The sequence below is a fragment of the Caballeronia sp. LjRoot29 genome (assembly GCF_964252755.1).
Taxonomy (GTDB): Bacteria; Pseudomonadota; Gammaproteobacteria; order Burkholderiales; family Burkholderiaceae; genus Caballeronia.
Genome location: NZ_CAXUPU020000001.1, coordinates 40,072 through 55,528, shown reverse-complemented (window position 1 = coordinate 55,528; position 15,457 = coordinate 40,072). Strand labels below are relative to the sequence as shown.

Here is a 15,457-nt window from a genome sequence, read left to right as displayed (position 1 = left end):
CTGATTCGCTCCTTCTGTGTGGGCAGGAGCTAAAACGGTAAGCGATTTTCGGGATTAATGCACGGAGAAGGGCGTTGACGCCTGAGTTTTACGGCTTACAGCCATCCGCGCCAATCCCGATCGCAATCCCAATTCCTCACTCAACGACTCGAGCCGGCCCTCTCCGGCCCCTTCGCGCCCGCCGTTCCTCAGACCAAATCCGAATCCGGTCCATATAAAGATAAACCACCGGCGTTGTATAGAGCGTCAGCAGTTGGCTCACGATCAAGCCGCCCACAATCGCGATCCCCAGCGGCGCGCGCATTTCCGATCCTTCGCCCGTCCCGAATGCCAACGGTAACGCACCTAACAAAGCCGCAGCGGTGGTCATCATGATCGGGCGGAAACGCAGCAAACACGCCTGCTCAATCGCCTCGCGCGATGTTGCAGCGCCATGCCGCTGCGCCTGAATAGCAAAGTCGACCATCATGATGGCGTTCTTCTTCACAATGCCGATCAGCAAGATCACCCCGATCAACGCAATGATGCTGAACTCCGTCTGGAACAGCAGCAGCGCGAGTAACGCTCCAATGCCCGCCGAGGGCAAGGTCGAGAGAATCGTGATGGGATGGATGTAACTCTCGTACAAAATCCCAAGCACGATATACACCGCAGCCAGCGCGGCGAGGATCAGGATCGGCTGGTCTTTGGTCGAATCCTGGAACTGCTGCGCGGTGCCCGCGAAACTGCCGTGAATCGTGCTGGGCATGCCAATGGTCGCCATGGTTTCGTAGATGGCGGCGGTGGCATCGGAGAGCGACTTGCCGGGCGGCAGGTTGAACGAGATCGTCGACGCCACGAACTGGCTCTGGTGATTCACCGATAACGGCGTGTTGCCCGGTCCGAACTTGGCAATGGTCGAGAGCGGGATCATGGTTTCCTTCGACGTCGACACCGCCGCGCCCGCCGACGAACTGGACTTTCCGCTCGCGGCAATCGCGTTGGTCGCGGCGTTGCGGATGGACGCCAGCGCGAGCGAACTGGTGGTGTCGGTTGAGGACGTGCCGCTGCTCGAACTCGTGGACGTCGATGCTGACGTTGAGGTGGAAGCCGAGGTCGACGTCGTCGTGGTCGCGTTCGTCGATGCCGCCCCGCTCGCGGTTCCACCCGACGTACTCACGTAGATCTGCTTGAGCATCTCCGGGTCTTGCCAGTATTTCGGCGCGACTTCCATGATCACGTGGTACTGGCTCAACTCGTTGTAGATGGTGGACACCTGGCGCTGGCCGAACGCGTCGTAGAGCGTGTTGTCGATCTGCGCTGGCTGGATACCCAGGCGCGCCGACGTCGCCCGGTCGATGGTTACAAACGATTCGAGACCGCCTTGCTGCTGGTCGGAATTGACATCGGTGAGTTCGGGGCGGGTGAGCAGGGCGTCGGTGAGCTTTGGCCCCCACGTGTAGAGATCGGTGGTGGAGTCAGCCAGCAGCGTGAACTGATATTGCGCATTCGATTGCCGTCCGCCCGCGCGAATGTCCTGCACGGCTTGCAGGAACGTCCGCACGCCGGCGACATCGGACAGCGGCGCGCGCAACCGCTGGATCACCTGTTCAGCCGATACCTTGCGCTCCCTCTTGGGTTTCAGCGAAATGAACATGAAGCCCGAGTTGGTCTGCCGCCCACCGGTGAATCCGGCGACGCTTTCCACAGCCGGATCAGCTTGCACGATCCGCATCATCTCGGAAAACTTGCCTTTCATCGCCTGGAACGAGGTGCTCTGGTCAGCCTGAATGCCGCCGACGAGCCGCCCCGTATCCTGCTGCGGGAAAAATCCCTTTGGCACGATGATGTACAGATACACATTCAAGCCGATGGTCGCGAGCAACACCAGCAATACGATTCTCGGATGCGCGAGCGCCACGCCGAGCGTGCGCGCGTACCCGTTCTGCATCCGCACGAACTGGCGTTCGAGCCAGCGAGAAAACCGGCCGGGCGGCTTCTGTTCGTGCGGTTCATGCAGCAAACGGGCGCACATCATGGGCGTGACGGTCAGCGAGACGACCAGCGAAACGGCAATCGCCAGCGACAGCGTCAACGCGAATTCGCGGAACAAGCGGCCGACAATGCCGCCCATCAACAAGATAGGAATAAACACGGCGACCAGCGAGATACTCATCGACAGCACCGTGAAGCCCACTTCCTGCGCGCCAAGAATGGCGGCTTTCATGCGCGGGACGCCGTTCTCTATATGCCGCGAGATGTTTTCAAGCACGACGATGGCGTCGTCGACCACGAACCCCGTCGCGATGGTCAAGGCCATCAGCGAGAGGTTATCGAGCGAGAAGCCGAGCAGGTACATGGCGGCGAACGTGCCGATGATCGAGATCGGCACGGCCACGCTCGGAATCACCGTTGCGCGCCAGTTTCGCAGGAACAGGAACACGACCATCACGACCAGCGCCACCGCCACAATCAGCGTGAATTCCGTATCGTGCAGCGACGCGCGGATCGTGGTCGAGCGATCGGAGGTTGGCGTGATCTCGACATCGGCGGGGAGCGCGGCCTGGAGTTGCGGCACCATCGCTTTCACGCGGTCGATGGTGTCAATAATGTTCGCGCCCGGTTGCCGGTAGAGAATCACGAGCACGGCGCGCTTGTTGTTGATGAGACCCAGGTTGCGCAGGTCCTCGACTGAATCGACTACTTCACCGACGTCGCGCAGATGCACCGCCGAGCCGTTCCGGTAAGCCACTACCAGGTCGCGATACTGATCGGCCTTGCTCGCCTGGTCGTTCGTATAAAGCTGGAAGTGGGTGCCATTGAATTCGATAGCACCCTTCGGGCTGTTCGCATTCGCCGATGCCAGCGCCGCGCGGACATCTTCCAGGCCAATGCCATAGTGGAACAGCGCGTTCGGTTCCAGTTCCACCCGCACGGCCGGATTCGCCGAGCCGCTCACGTCCACTTCGCCGACACCGGGCACGGTGGAAAGCGTTTGCTGCAGCACGGTCGCGGCGGAATCGTAGAGCGAACCGGCGGTACGCGTGGGGGAGGAGAGCGCGAGGATCAGGATCGGCGCGTCGGCGGGATTAACCTTGTGATACGTAGGATTGCTTTTGAGCGCCGTGGGAAGATCGGCGCGCGCTGCATTGATGGCCGCCTGCACGTCGCGCGCGGCGCCATCGATGTCGCGGTTCAAACCAAACTGCAACGTGATGCGCGCCGACCCGACCGAGCTTTGCGACGTCATTTCGGTGACATCGGCGATTGAACCAAGATGGCGCTCAAGCGGACTCGCCACGCTGGTCGCGACGGTTTCCGGACTCGCGCCGGGCAAGCTCGCCTGGACCGAAATGGTCGGGAAGTCGACTTGCGGCAACGGCGCGACCGGCAGCTTCGTGAACGCGAACAGGCCGGCGAGCGCAATGCCGATTGCCAGCAGCGTAGTGGCGACCGGGCGCGCGATAAACGGTTGCGACAGGTTCATGCGCTTACTCCTGGTCGCTCACCGGGCTCGCCGGACGGGGCGGAGCGTTCCGGTAAAAACGCGCCCGCGCGCGACGGGCGAGCGAATCGAAACCGAGATAGATCACCGGCGTGGTGAACAGCGTCAGCGCTTGCGACACGATCAACCCGCCAACAATCGCGATCCCGAGCGGACGACGCAATTCAGAACCGGCGCCCCAGCCGAGCATCAGCGGCAAGGCGCCAAGAAGCGCGGCCATGGTGGTCATCAGGATCGGCCGGAAGCGCAGCAAACACGCCTGGTAGATCGCGTCGCGCGGACTTTTGCCTTGCTCGCGTTCGGCTTCGAGCGCGAAGTCGATCATCATGATGGCGTTCTTTTTCACAATGCCGATCAGCAACACGATGCCGATAATCCCGATGATGTCGAGATCGTGCCCGGTGATCATCAGCGAAAGCAGTGCACCGACGCCCGCCGAGGGCAGCGTGGACAGGATCGTGATCGGATGGATAAAGCTCTCATACAGCACGCCGAGCACGATATACATGGTCACGATCGCGGCCAGGATCAGGAACAATTCGTTCGAGAGCGACGCCTGGAACGCCAGCGCCGCGCCCTGGAAACGGATCTGGAACGAGGCGGGCAAGCCGATGTCCTTTTGCGCCTGATCGATCGCTTTCACGGCCGCCCCCAGCGACGCGCCCGGCGCGAGGTTGAACGAGACGGTGGTCGCGGGGAATTGCCCGAGGTGCGTGACCAGCAGCGGTGCCGCGCGTTCATGGAAGGTCGCGATGGCCGATAGCGGCACTTGCCCCGAGCTTGCCGTGGACGAAGGCAGGTAAATGCCGTTGAGCGTCTCGCTGTAGTGCGCCTCGGTTGGCTGGGATTCCAGGATCACGCGATACTGGTTCGACTGCGTGAAGATGGTCGAGATGATGCGTTGGCCGAATGCGTCGTAGAGGGCGTTATCGACGGTAGCGGGCGTAATGCCGAAGCGCGCAGCCGTCGACCGGTCGATTTCCACATACACGGATTGCCCATTCTGCTGCAGATCGGTCGCCACATCCGCCAGTTCGGGCGCTTGCTGAAGGCGCGCTGTCAGCTTCGGCACCCATTCCGCGAACTCTGCCGAATTCGGGTCGGTCAGCATGAACTGGTATTGGGTCGGGCTGACGGTGGAATCGATCGTCAGATCCTGCACCGGCTGCATGTAGAGCCGGATCCCGGGAATGTTCGCCACGTCTTTCTGCAGCGCGCGGATCACGTCGCTCGACGTATTGCTGCGGTCGTCGCGCGGTTTGAGGTTGATCAGCATCCGGCCGCTGTTCAACGTGATATTGGTCCCATCCACGCCAATGAACGAGGTGAGGCTTTCAACGTCCGGGTTCTTCAGGACCTGCGCTGCGAGCGCTTGCTGCTGTTCGGCCACTGCCTGATAAGACGCGGCTTGCGGCGCTTGCGTAATCGCCTGGATCACGCCGGTATCCTGGATCGGGAAGAAACCCTTCGGAATCCAGATATAGAGCAGGGCGGTCAGCACGAGCGTAAGAAGCGCCACCACCAGCGTCGAGCGCTGCCGGTCGAGCACCCAGGTCAGCGCGACGCCGTATCGCCCGATCACATAATCGATGAACTGATGCGCCCGGGCTTCGAAGCGATGACTCTCCTTCGGCGGCGTATGACGCAACAGCTTGGCGCACAACATGGGCACGAGCGTGAGCGAGACGATTGCCGAAATCACGATGGTCACCGCCAGCGTGATCGCGAATTCGTGGAACAGACGGCCGACCACGTCGCCCATGAACAGGAGCGGAATCAGCACTGCAATCAGCGAGACAGTCAGCGAAATAATGGTGAAGCCGATCTGCTTCGAGCCCTTCAACGCTGCTTCGAGCGGCGGCTCACCTTCTTCCACGTAACGCGCGATATTCTCGATCATCACGATCGCGTCATCGACGACAAAACCCGTCGCAATGGTCAATGCCATCAGCGAGAGATTGTCGAGCGAGAAGCCGCACAAATACATGACGGCCAGCGTACCGATCAGCGAGACCGGCACGGACAAACTCGGAATCAGCGTGGCCCAGACGTTCGCGAGGAACAGGTAGATCACGAGCACGACCAGCACCACGGAGAGCGCGAGTTCGAACTGCACGTCACGCACCGAGGCGCGAATGGTCGTGGTCCGGTCGGTGACGATGCGCACGTCGAGCGCGGCCGGCAACGCCGCCTGCAACTGCGGCAGGATCTTCTTGATGCCGTCGACAACCGCAATCACGTTCGCGCCCGGCTGGCGCTGCACGTTCAGGATGATGGCCGGCGTGTTGTCCACCCACGCGCCAAGCTTGGTGTTTTCCGGACCGGAGACGACCGTCGCCACATCCGTCAGCATTACCGGCCGGCCGTTCTTATACGCGATAACCGCGCTCTGGTAAGCGCTGGCATCGGTCAACTGGTCATTTGCGTTGATCGTATAGGCCCGCGAGGGGCCGTCGAAATTGCCCTTCGGCGTATTGACGTTCAGGTTCGAGATAGTGGTGCGCAAGTCGTCGATGTTCAGTCCATACGACGCCAGCGCACGCGTGTTCGCCTGGATCCGGACAGCCGGCCGATTGCCGCCGCTGACCGACACCAGCCCAACGCCGCCGACTTGCGAGATCTTCTGCGCGAGACGGGTATCGGCGAGATCCTGGACCTGCGTGAGCGGCAAGGTCTTCGAACTGATCGCGAGCGTGATGATGGGCGCGTCGGCGGGGTTCACCTTCGCGTAGATCGGCGGAGCGGGCAGGTCGGACGGCAGCAGGTTGCCCGCTGCATTGATAGCCGCCTGGACTTCCTGCTCGGCGATATCGAGCGGCAGGTCGAGACTGAATTGCAGTGTGATGACGGACGCGCCCGCCGAGCTTTGCGACGACATCTGGTTCAGGCTCGCCATCTGCCCGAACTGCTTCTCGAGGGGGGCTGTGACCGACGTGGTCATCACATCCGGCGACGCGCCCGGATAGAACGTCTGCACCTGGATAGTCGGATAGTCGACGGCGGGCAACGCGGACAGCGGCAAGAAACGCAGCGCGACGAGGCCGACCAGCATGATTGCCGCCATCAGCAGCGCCGTGCCGACCGGACGCAGAATAAAAGGACGTGATGGATTCATGCGGGTGCAGTGCGGTTATGGATCATGAGCGCTTCACTGCGACTGTTTGCGATGATGGCCGCGATGCGCGCCCGATGCCGCCGATGCCGCAGCCGCTCCTGACGCTCCGGAAGCGGCTTTAGGCTTGTCTGCCGGGATCGTGATTTTCGCGCCTTCCTTGAGGCGGTCGGAACCGTCGATCACCACGCGTTCGCCCACTTGCAGACCCGTCTTGATGCTGGTGCGTTCACCATCGACCGGACCGATCTTCACATTGCGCACGGTCACCGTATTGTCCGGCGTCACCACGTAGACAAACGCGCCCGACGACCCGTTGAGCACCGCGGGCGTGGGCACGATGACCGCGTCCTTGATGACATCGACGAGTAGTTTCGTGTTCACAAACTGGTTCGGAAACAGCATGCTTTCGTTGTTATCGAAGGTCGCGCGCAGCTTGACGGTGCCCGTGGTGGTGTCGATCTGGTTGTCGATCGTTTCGAGATAACCGCTTTCGAGCGACTTGGTGTTGGCCCGGTCATAAGCGGTCACCGACATCTTCGTCCCCGCATGCAACGGCTTCAGGATGGCAGTGAGATTGTCCTCGGACGTCGTGAAAATCACGCTGATGGGCTGCAGTTGGGTAATGACCACGACGCCGTTCGTGTCGCCGGTCGTCACGTAGTTGCCCGGATCGACCTGCCGCAAGCCGACACGCCCCGACACCGGCGCCGTGATACGCGCGTAGGTCAGGTCGAGTTTGTACGTATCCACATTTGCCTGGTCCGACTTGACCGTGCCCTCGTACTGCTGCACGAGCGACGCCTGCGTGTCTACTTGCTGGCTCGCGATCGAGTCCTGCGAGAGCAGCATCTGATAGCGCTTCAGGTCAATGCGGGCAGTCTGCAGCAGCGCCTGGTCTTTCGCGAGCGTGCCTTGTGCGTTACGCAACGAGATTTCGTAGGGGCGAGGGTCGATCTGAGCCAGTACATCGCCCTTCTTGACCATCTGGCCTTCCTGGAACGCGACGTTCTGCAGCGTACCGTTGAGCTGCGTCTTGACCGTCACCGACGCCAGTGGCGTCACCGTCCCGAGCGAGTTGATCACTACCGGCATTTCACCTTGTGTGACCGTTGCGACATGCACGGGTTGCGGCGGAGTCGCCATACCAGGACCGCCGCCACCATGCCGGCCGCCGCCTTGGCGCGCGTGCTGCGAATTATCAGCGCCACCACGATTCCACGGATGCCATGCAAACAGGCCCGCCACGATCAGGATAACGACAACGATCCATACAAGCCGGCGCCGGCGGGGCTGGACGGCGGACGGAACGGGAGTCGAGGCTTGGGAGGTGGGCGAACGGGTTTCAGAGTAAGGCGGTGGTGCTGGGTGTTTTTTTTGTTCGTCCATCGTTTCAGTGGCTCGGTGAGTCGGTGGGCTTGCAAACTGTCTTGGGGTGCTGGCGGATTAACATGGCCGGCGTTCGTGCCGATGGTTCTGAAGCGTGCCGGGACCGCGGTCGATATATAGGTCACGCGCGTCATTCGCGTCACGCACTTTACGCGACGCAGTGGCCAGTCACGTGGCGAGCCCGCCATTAGATTGAAAGAATCGAAAGGTGGCCCGGGCGCGCGAAGCATGATGCTACGTCCCGTGCTTCGTTGCAGTCCAGCTATCTTTCTTTCGATTGATTACGATCGTTACGATTGCTAGCGGGGACAGAAGGCAATTCGAAACCATCGCCCCGGAGGGACGGGAAGGTCGACCGACATCGTATCGTCTAGTGTATTTGAGGGGTCTGGCGGTGGGCTGAAAAGGCGCGCTCAATGATTTTTGCGCCGGAAGCGCAACGATACATAGCGAAACACCGGATGTGCCGATGCAAGCACATCCGGTGTTTTACCGTCGTCCAAGCGTTACACGCTTTCATTGACGCGTTAATGGACGCGTTATTCGCTCAAGCGCGCGGACGGTGTTCCGCCGATCTCGTGCGTGATTTTCGCGACGCATTCCAGCAACGCGGGTGCAACCTCGCTCAGCAGTACGTCTCGTGGCGCCTGATATTCAGCACCGCCGCAATTCACCGCGTAGCGTTGCCCCGACGGGCCGACAAAGCCCGCCGCTACGGCATTGAGTCCGTGATGCCACTCGCCGGTCGAGATCGCGAAGCCACGGCGCATTGCGTCTTCCAGGCCCGGCTTCAAGCTGCCGTCGATACTCGGCCAGTCATCGCCCGAAGCGATCCGCAGGCTGTCGAGCAGGCCGGCCCTGTCGGGCTCGCCGAGCGCCGCCAGATACGCGCGGCCGACCGCCGTGCGTCCCAGGTCCATCCGCGAGCCGACTTCGAGCCGCGATACGAGCACGGCCGAACGCGGCCGGATGGTATCGATGACGACCATGTCCAGCCTGTCGCGTACGGCCAGATGGACGCTCAGCGTGGTCCGGTCCGCCAGTTCGATAAGAAACGGCCGCGCTCGCGCCCGGATGTCGAAGTTGCGCAGGAAACCGTTGCTCAATTCCAGCACTGAAGCGGTCAGTACGAACCGCTCACTGTCGGGTAATTGAAACAGCAAATTGGCGCTGACCAAAGTCGCTGTCAACCGCGAAACGGTCGGTTTTGGAATGCCCGTCCATTCGGCTAACTCGCGATTGCTGACGGGCGCGTCAGCGGCAGCGATACGACGGAGTACATCAAGCCCTCGCGATAATGCGACGACTTCTTCTCCATCACGCCCTTTTTCCTTTTCCCGGCTCGTAGGCCGGCTCTCAGTTGTTTGCATTATTTTTCGGAACTTGGTTTCGTTGGAAAGGCCAGAGACGCCGTTTGTCGATACTGACTAGCAGGCGCACCGCAGCTCTCCGGAATCGTACTATCCAGCAATGAAAACGTGCATCTGCCGGCCCCCTTTTTGTCATCAAACCCACGTACCATATTGTCTGATAGTCGCTCAATCCTCGAAATTTCGCTTGACTCGGTTTCGCATAACGTAAAAAATGGAACCCGATTTCGAAAGCACTCCGGAAGCGCTAGTTATGTGCGTCGAATTGCGATCGATAACCAGCTCTCAGGTTCTAGCACGGCCCTCGGAATGGCTAGAACTTTTAAGGCGCTACGGCAACGTAGCGCCTTTTTTTTGCCTGCACGAAGTGCGGGATACGCGCGCGCAAGGGTGGTGTTGCCTGGTGCAGGTGGTGATGACCGTAGGACAGTAGTGCGGGCGACTCAGGACCTTACGCTACCTTATCTCAGGTTTCTCAATTGATTCCCCCGCGCATGTTTAGTATTTTCGGGTGAACTAAAAGAATTTAATGCGCTCGCCAAAACGTCGACACGTCGACACGTCGACACGTCGACACGTTAATACGGCGATGCCCTTCCGAAACGAAAGGGCATCGTGAGAAGCGTTGGTATGCGCAGGACCGTGCAGGGCTGTTATGCCGCTGAAAGGCTCCTGCCGATCAAACCGCTTAGCGGTGCGCAGCAAACATCCTGCCGGGCTTCAGCAAGCGCCGACCGCGCAGCGCCCAATAAATGCCTGCCATAGCCAACACTGCCGCGCTGCCGAACACGAGCACAGGTGAAACCTGCTGCGGCGCGGGATTGCTGGTCGCGACAATCATGGCAGCGAGCAGCGCCACGCCTGCCTGCACAAAGGCACGCATGGCCCGGTTGCGATGGTCGGAAAATCGCGTTGAACGCGACATGGGCGTGCGCGTGAAGGGCTCGAAAAGGATCAGGCCGGCAACGAGGGCAACTAGCAGGTTCATCAGGATCATGACAACACTTCAATATCGAATTCAGGGATGGCCGCACTATAAGAAACGGCGTCGACGAAATGAATCAGAAGCGTCTTAAAGCGGATCGAATTTCAACTGTTCGCGGAAGCTGCAGAGGGTGTTATTGCGATTTATGCGGGATACGCCTGAAACCAGGCCGAACGGCCAGCATCGCGCGGTTGGAGGTAGTGGGCGGGCGTGCACGGTTATCATGGGGTTCGAGATAGCTTTTGAAGTGCCGTTGAAGCGGTAAATGTAACAACCGGGTGGCTGCACCTTGCTCGCCCAAGAGGACAATCAATGACGATGCAAAAGAAATGGATGAATCGGCTGGCCGGCGCCGCCGTTGCGCTTGGGCTTCTTGCCGCGTGTGAGAAGCATGACGCCGCTGCAGGGCAGGCCGCCGGTGCGTTGAACAACGTAGCCAGCCAGGCGGGCCAGAAATTCGATCAGGCGGCGAACTATGTCAACCAGCAGGTTGACTCGGTCAAGCAGTCCGCGCAGCAGAACCTACAGGGAGCCGGCACGTTGCCCGATATGTCGGCGAGCGGTGTGGCGGCCGCTGCCCGAGCCAATCTGGAGGGCGCGGCAAGCGCAACGAATGCGGCTATCGTCAATGCTGCAAGCGACACCGGCGCGGGTTTGCAGTCCGCCGGCCACAAATTGCAGGACTGGTCGGCAAGCTCTGCCGGTCAAAGCGGCGCATCGGGAACCAGCTTGGGTAGTTCATCGAGCGGTTCGTCCGCCACGACAGCCGACCCTGGAAACGCGCGCACCGATATGGACAAATAGGTGGCGGCTCGCCGGAGTTCCGCGACCTGCCGCACTTCTCAGCGCGGAAAATACGGCGTTCGCGGGCTAACGTCTCGTTACCGGCGTGACCGTTTTGTCTAAAGATTATTCCGGCGCAGCGGCTAAACTGGCGGTCTTTTACCTTTTTGTCTTTTGCGCACCGCCATGAAACCAAGCCGCATCCGGGCGCTCGCTGGCGCGCTGGTATTCGCCGCGTTGGTCAGCTCGGCGCTCACGATCTTTGCCCTGAACGCCAACGCAGCGCCTCCGGCGCTCACGTTGCCGTCATTTCAGGAACTCATCAACAAACCGGCAGCATCCGACCCCGGTTCGGCATCGGCCGCGGCTTCCGGCTCGGCGGATGCCACGGCCACCTCGGCCAGCGACGCGGATCTGACGCGCTCGCTCGACACGGTCATCTCCACGCTGGACAATGACCGTGAACGCACGGCGCTAGTCGCGCAGTTGAAAAAGCTTCGCGATGCCAAGCATGACGCCGAGGCCGCCACGCAACCGGCCGGCTCATCGGCTGCATCCGACGGTTCCGGCGCGGCGGTGTTACCGGAGGTGGCTGCGGCCTCGTCGGCGAGCTCGACAACAACGACATCAACGGCGACGTCGGCCGCGTCCTCGGTCGTTGCCGCCATCACGCCCAAAACGGGGTTACTCGGGGCGATCGCATCGGGCCTGTCGAGCGTGGAAGCGGACTTCAGCCGTGGCCGTACGCCGTTCAACTATTGGGGCGGCCGCTTCAACGCTGCGGGCAACGAGCTGTTCACCATTGTCTCGGGCCAAAGCCGCGAGAGTTTTGGCCACACGGTGTTCAACTATTGCCTGATGCTGGCCGGCTGGGGCGTTTGCGCTTTTCTGCTGGTTTATCTCCAGCGGTATCTGCATAAGCGTTACAACGTTCATTTCGGCCTGCGTGCCAACCCGACCACCAGCGAGCTTCTGATCTTCGCGCTGCGGCGGGTCGGGCCGTACCTGTTCGCGTTTGTCGCGGCGCTGACCTTTGTGCGAATGATGCCGGTCTCGCTCGGCCGCACGCTCGCGATGGTGACCGCGTACGCGATTGTCGCGGGCGCCGTATTTTCATCGATATGCCTGATCATGTTCTCGCTGTTCGGCTCCGCGCATCGACGGGTGGCGGTGCATCTGCTGATCCTGCATGCGCGTCGACTGATCTTTCTCATCGGCGCGCTCGGCGCACTCGGCGACGCCGCATCGAACTACGACGTGGCGCAACAGCTCGGCACGAATCTGGCGGGGCTTCTCTCAACGGTTGCGAACATGGGCGCGGCGATCCTGACCGGCTATTTCACGCTCGCGTTCAGGCGGCCGGTGTCCCATCTGATCCGCAGCCGTTCGTATGAGCAGCGCAGCCAGCACAAGGCGGCGACCGAAACGTTCGAGGTGGTCGGCTCGCTCTGGCAAGTGCCAATGCTGCTGCTGGCATCGGCTTCGGTGATCGCGACGCTTGCGGGTATCGGCACGTCCGAGAACGTCCTGCAAATGGCGATTGCAACGGCCGGCCTGCTGGTGGTCGGGCTGTTTCTCAGCGCCGTCGTTCTGCGGGTTACGCGACTGCCGCAACGCAAGACGCGCCGGCAATCGGCGTATGTGCGGCGGCTTTTCAAGTTCTTCGGCCGCATGGTCGTGCTGGCGATCTGGCTGGCTTTCCTCGAACTTGCATCGCGTTTCTGGGGGTTTTCGCTCACCAAACTGGCTGAGGAAAGCGTAGCTGCACGCGGCATCACGCATGCGGTGAGCGCAATCCTGCTGACTATTCTTATCGCCTGGCTGGTGTGGATTCTTATTGATACCGGGATTCAGGAGGCGCTCAATCCCAACACGCCGCGCGGCAAAGGCCGCGGTCCGAGCATGCGCGCGCGCACCATGCTGCCGCTGATCCGCAACGTGGTGTTCGTGGGACTGCTGACCGTTGCCGCCATCATTACCGCGGCAAATCTTGGGCTGAACGTGACGCCGTTGCTTGCCGGCGCCGGTGTGATCGGCCTGGCGGTGGGCTTTGGCGCGCAGTCGCTGGTGGCCGATCTCATCACGGGACTTTTCATCATCGTCGAGGACACCATTTCGGTCGGTGATTCAATTGAAGTCGATGGCGGTCACGCGGGCGTGGTGGAAACGCTGACCATCCGTACCGTGAGACTGCGCGACGGACAGGGCGCAATTCACGCCATTCCGTTTTCGCAAATCAAGGTGGTGAAGAACCTGTCGCGCGATTTTGCTTATGCGGTGTTCGAAGTGCGGGTGCCGTTCTCCGCCGATGTCGACCAGATCACGCAAATGATTCGTGAAGTCGGTGCGGAGTTGATGGCCGATTTTCGATACCGGCGCGAGATGCTTGGGCCTATCGAGGTGTGGGGGCTGGATCGTTTCGATCCCAACTGGATGGTTGTGAAAGGACAGATCAAGACGCAGCCGCTGAAGCAATGGAGTGTCGCGCGGGCGTTCAACGTCAGGGTCAAGCGCAAGATGGACGAGATCGGCATGGACGTGCCGGTGCCGCAGATGCAACTTCGGATGTCGCGGGAATCCGTGGGCATGGAGTCGGATTTGAACGATCTGGAGGAGTTGACGGAACCGGCTCCGTTGTCGCCGGTGGAACGCAGCGCGGCAGCCATGGCGCGCGATGTTTCACACAAGTCACAGCCCGCACCGCCGCCGACGGATCAATCCGCGCAAGTGCCGCCGCAGATTCCTACGGCGTCCGAGCCAGGGAAAGCATAGGCGAGGGTAGGACCGTTGCATGAGCCTGCCGACCTTGCCGACGCGCGTTAAGCGGCAGCCGCGACGAGATCGTTGACGTGCGTCGAAATATGCGCGCCGGGCACGCCATAAACGTGAAGCGAGAGCGCGGTGCGGCCCGTGGCCGATACATTGCCCAACCGGTGAATTGCGCCGCGCCCCGCGCCGACAAACGACACCGCGCCGCGCGCCCGGTCGTGGCGGCGCGTCTGAACTGCTCGATGCGTGTCGGCATCCCACGCGAAGAGCGTTTCGGACAACGTTCCTTCGATGACCGTATAAGCGCACCAGGTGTGATGACCGTGCACCGGGCTTGCCTGGCCGGGTTGCCAGACGAGCGTGGCGACGGCGTATCGGCCGAGCGGATCGGCAACCAGCAAATGCCGTCGATAACAATCCAGCCCGCCTTCGCGCTGGGCATCGGTCAAAAAGCCGGCTTGCCCGGAGACTTCTTTGAGAGCCGACCGCACGCCAAGCGCGAATTCCGCCGAAGATGGATCGAGACAACAGGCTTGATCGAGGGCATGGGATAGTCGCGCGAGCGGCGACTTTGTATCAAGGGCAGAGGTCATGGCAAGGCTCGTCAGACAGGTGAAATCAGGCGGAAAGGAGTGGAAAGCTGAGCTTCTTTTATACCGGTTTGCAGGCGGAAAAAGTTTCCATATAATTTCGTCAAGACGCATAAAAGTAGAATAATTTCCTACAAGGGGCGGGCTGTGGGCATGGACCTTATCGATCGCAAGTTGCTGGAGCTGCTGCAGGAAGACGTGACAATGCCGATTGCCGAGCTGGCGACGCGCGTCAATCTCTCGCAGACGCCATGCTGGAAGCGCGTGCAACGGCTGAAGGAAACCGGCGTGATCCGCGCTCAGGTCGCGCTGTGCGATCCGCGCAAGCTGGGGGTCGGGACAACGGTGTTTGTCGCGGTGAAGACCAATCAGCACACGCAGACCTGGGCGGAGGATTTCACGCGCGCGGTGCGCGACATTCCCGAAGTCGTCGAGGTGTATCGAATGAGCGGGGAAACGGACTATCTGATGCGCGTGGTGGTGTCGGATATCGACGATTACGATCGAGTCTACAAATCGCTGATTCGCGCTGTCCCGCTTTACGACGTGAGTTCGAGTTTCGCGATGGAACAGATCAAATATTCCACCGCGCTGCCGGTACGCGCGCCGCTCGGAGTCACCGGGAATTGATATTTGCGGTCGAGGTGGAACGCGTTCTGCGGGTTGGAAGGAAAGGTCGCCGCAACCCTTCTGAAATCCATGTCGGGTAAGATCGTGCGCTTCGTCCAATCCCACTAGAGCTTCAATTTCATGACCGATGACCGCCGCAAAAAGGCCCCGACGCGGAAGAACCCCACCTTCGCGATCAGTATTCTTATCGTGGTCGTGGTGCTGCTGGTAATCGGCACGTTGTTTTTCAACGCGATCCGCGACAGGCGCGAGTACGAACGAGAAAATCCGCCGGAAGCAGCGAGCGCTACCTTACCCGCTGCCCCTGCTGCGGGTGCTTCACAGTAACGTTTTCCGGCATGCCGC

10 protein-coding genes are annotated in these 15,457 nt (G+C 60.9%); 4 read left to right on the top strand and 6 right to left on the bottom strand.

Annotation, left to right across the window (positions count from 1 at the left end):
- Positions 1–136: 136 nt before the first annotated feature.
- The 5 genes from ACSQ83_RS00200 to ACSQ83_RS00180 form a co-directional block, all read right to left on the bottom strand.
- Positions 137–3,466 carry an efflux RND transporter permease subunit gene (locus ACSQ83_RS00200; RefSeq protein WP_436226875.1) on the bottom strand — a complete coding sequence of 1,110 codons (3,330 nt, stop codon included), beginning with the start codon at positions 3,464–3,466 and terminating at the stop codon, positions 137–139.
- 4 nt (positions 3,467–3,470) lie between these two features.
- Complete coding sequence (locus tag ACSQ83_RS00195; protein WP_414948116.1) at positions 3,471–6,599, bottom strand: MdtB/MuxB family multidrug efflux RND transporter permease subunit; 3,129 nt, start codon at positions 6,597–6,599, stop codon at positions 3,471–3,473.
- 33 nt (positions 6,600–6,632) lie between these two features.
- On the bottom strand, positions 6,633–7,985 hold the full coding sequence (locus ACSQ83_RS00190; protein WP_436226874.1) for an MdtA/MuxA family multidrug efflux RND transporter periplasmic adaptor subunit: 1,353 nt from the start codon (positions 7,983–7,985) through the stop codon (positions 6,633–6,635).
- A 539-nt stretch (positions 7,986–8,524) separates the two neighbouring features.
- Positions 8,525–9,355 carry an IclR family transcriptional regulator gene (locus ACSQ83_RS00185; protein WP_414966900.1) on the bottom strand — a complete coding sequence of 277 codons (831 nt, stop codon included), beginning with the start codon at positions 9,353–9,355 and terminating at the stop codon, positions 8,525–8,527.
- A gap of 688 nt (positions 9,356–10,043) precedes the next feature.
- The gene (locus ACSQ83_RS00180) at positions 10,044–10,352 is read right to left on the bottom strand and encodes a hypothetical protein (RefSeq protein ID WP_436226873.1); all 309 of its coding nucleotides are present in this window, start codon (positions 10,350–10,352) and stop codon (positions 10,044–10,046) included.
- Positions 10,353–10,652: 300 nt separating this feature from the next.
- On the opposite strand from ACSQ83_RS00180, the gene ACSQ83_RS00175 reads away from it, so the two are divergent.
- Both ACSQ83_RS00175 and ACSQ83_RS00170 read left to right on the top strand, forming a co-directional pair.
- Positions 10,653–11,144 (top strand): hypothetical protein, encoded by a 492-nt coding sequence (locus ACSQ83_RS00175; RefSeq protein WP_414966902.1) that lies wholly within the window; start codon positions 10,653–10,655, stop codon positions 11,142–11,144.
- Between the two features lie 165 nt (positions 11,145–11,309).
- Positions 11,310–13,895, top strand: coding sequence for a mechanosensitive ion channel family protein (locus tag ACSQ83_RS00170; RefSeq protein WP_436226872.1), 2,586 nt, complete (start codon positions 11,310–11,312; stop codon positions 13,893–13,895).
- Positions 13,896–13,942: 47 nt separating this feature from the next.
- Here the strand turns inward: ACSQ83_RS00170 and ACSQ83_RS00165 are convergent, their stop codons facing one another.
- Positions 13,943–14,485: a cysteine dioxygenase gene (locus ACSQ83_RS00165; RefSeq protein ID WP_436226871.1), complete on the bottom strand. Its 543-nt coding sequence runs from the start codon at positions 14,483–14,485 to the stop codon at positions 13,943–13,945.
- 144 nt (positions 14,486–14,629) lie between these two features.
- Between ACSQ83_RS00165 and ACSQ83_RS00160 the strand changes: the two genes are divergently transcribed.
- Positions 14,630–15,112 (top strand): Lrp/AsnC family transcriptional regulator, encoded by a 483-nt coding sequence (locus ACSQ83_RS00160; protein ID WP_414948123.1) that lies wholly within the window; start codon positions 14,630–14,632, stop codon positions 15,110–15,112.
- Positions 15,113–15,232: 120 nt separating this feature from the next.
- Positions 15,233–15,439 carry a hypothetical protein gene (locus ACSQ83_RS00155; protein WP_414948124.1) on the top strand — a complete coding sequence of 69 codons (207 nt, stop codon included), beginning with the start codon at positions 15,233–15,235 and terminating at the stop codon, positions 15,437–15,439.
- The last annotated feature ends 18 nt before the right edge of the window (positions 15,440–15,457 follow it).

Coding starts and splice junctions, on each gene's coding strand:
- ACSQ83_RS00175 (WP_414966902.1), top strand. CDS start 10,653: ATGACGATGCAAAAGAAATGGATGAATCGGCTGGCCGGCGCCGCCGTT.
- ACSQ83_RS00190 (WP_436226874.1), bottom strand. CDS start 7,985: ATGGACGAACAAAAAAAACACCCAGCACCACCGCCTTACTCTGAAACC.
- ACSQ83_RS00165 (WP_436226871.1), bottom strand. CDS start 14,485: ATGACCTCTGCCCTTGATACAAAGTCGCCGCTCGCGCGACTATCCCAT.
- ACSQ83_RS00170 (WP_436226872.1), top strand. CDS start 11,310: ATGAAACCAAGCCGCATCCGGGCGCTCGCTGGCGCGCTGGTATTCGCC.
- ACSQ83_RS00200 (WP_436226875.1), bottom strand. CDS start 3,466: ATGAACCTGTCGCAACCGTTTATCGCGCGCCCGGTCGCCACTACGCTG.
- ACSQ83_RS00155 (WP_414948124.1), top strand. CDS start 15,233: ATGACCGATGACCGCCGCAAAAAGGCCCCGACGCGGAAGAACCCCACC.
- ACSQ83_RS00185 (WP_414966900.1), bottom strand. CDS start 9,355: ATGCAAACAACTGAGAGCCGGCCTACGAGCCGGGAAAAGGAAAAAGGG.
- ACSQ83_RS00180 (WP_436226873.1), bottom strand. CDS start 10,352: ATGATCCTGATGAACCTGCTAGTTGCCCTCGTTGCCGGCCTGATCCTT.
- ACSQ83_RS00195 (WP_414948116.1), bottom strand. CDS start 6,599: ATGAATCCATCACGTCCTTTTATTCTGCGTCCGGTCGGCACGGCGCTG.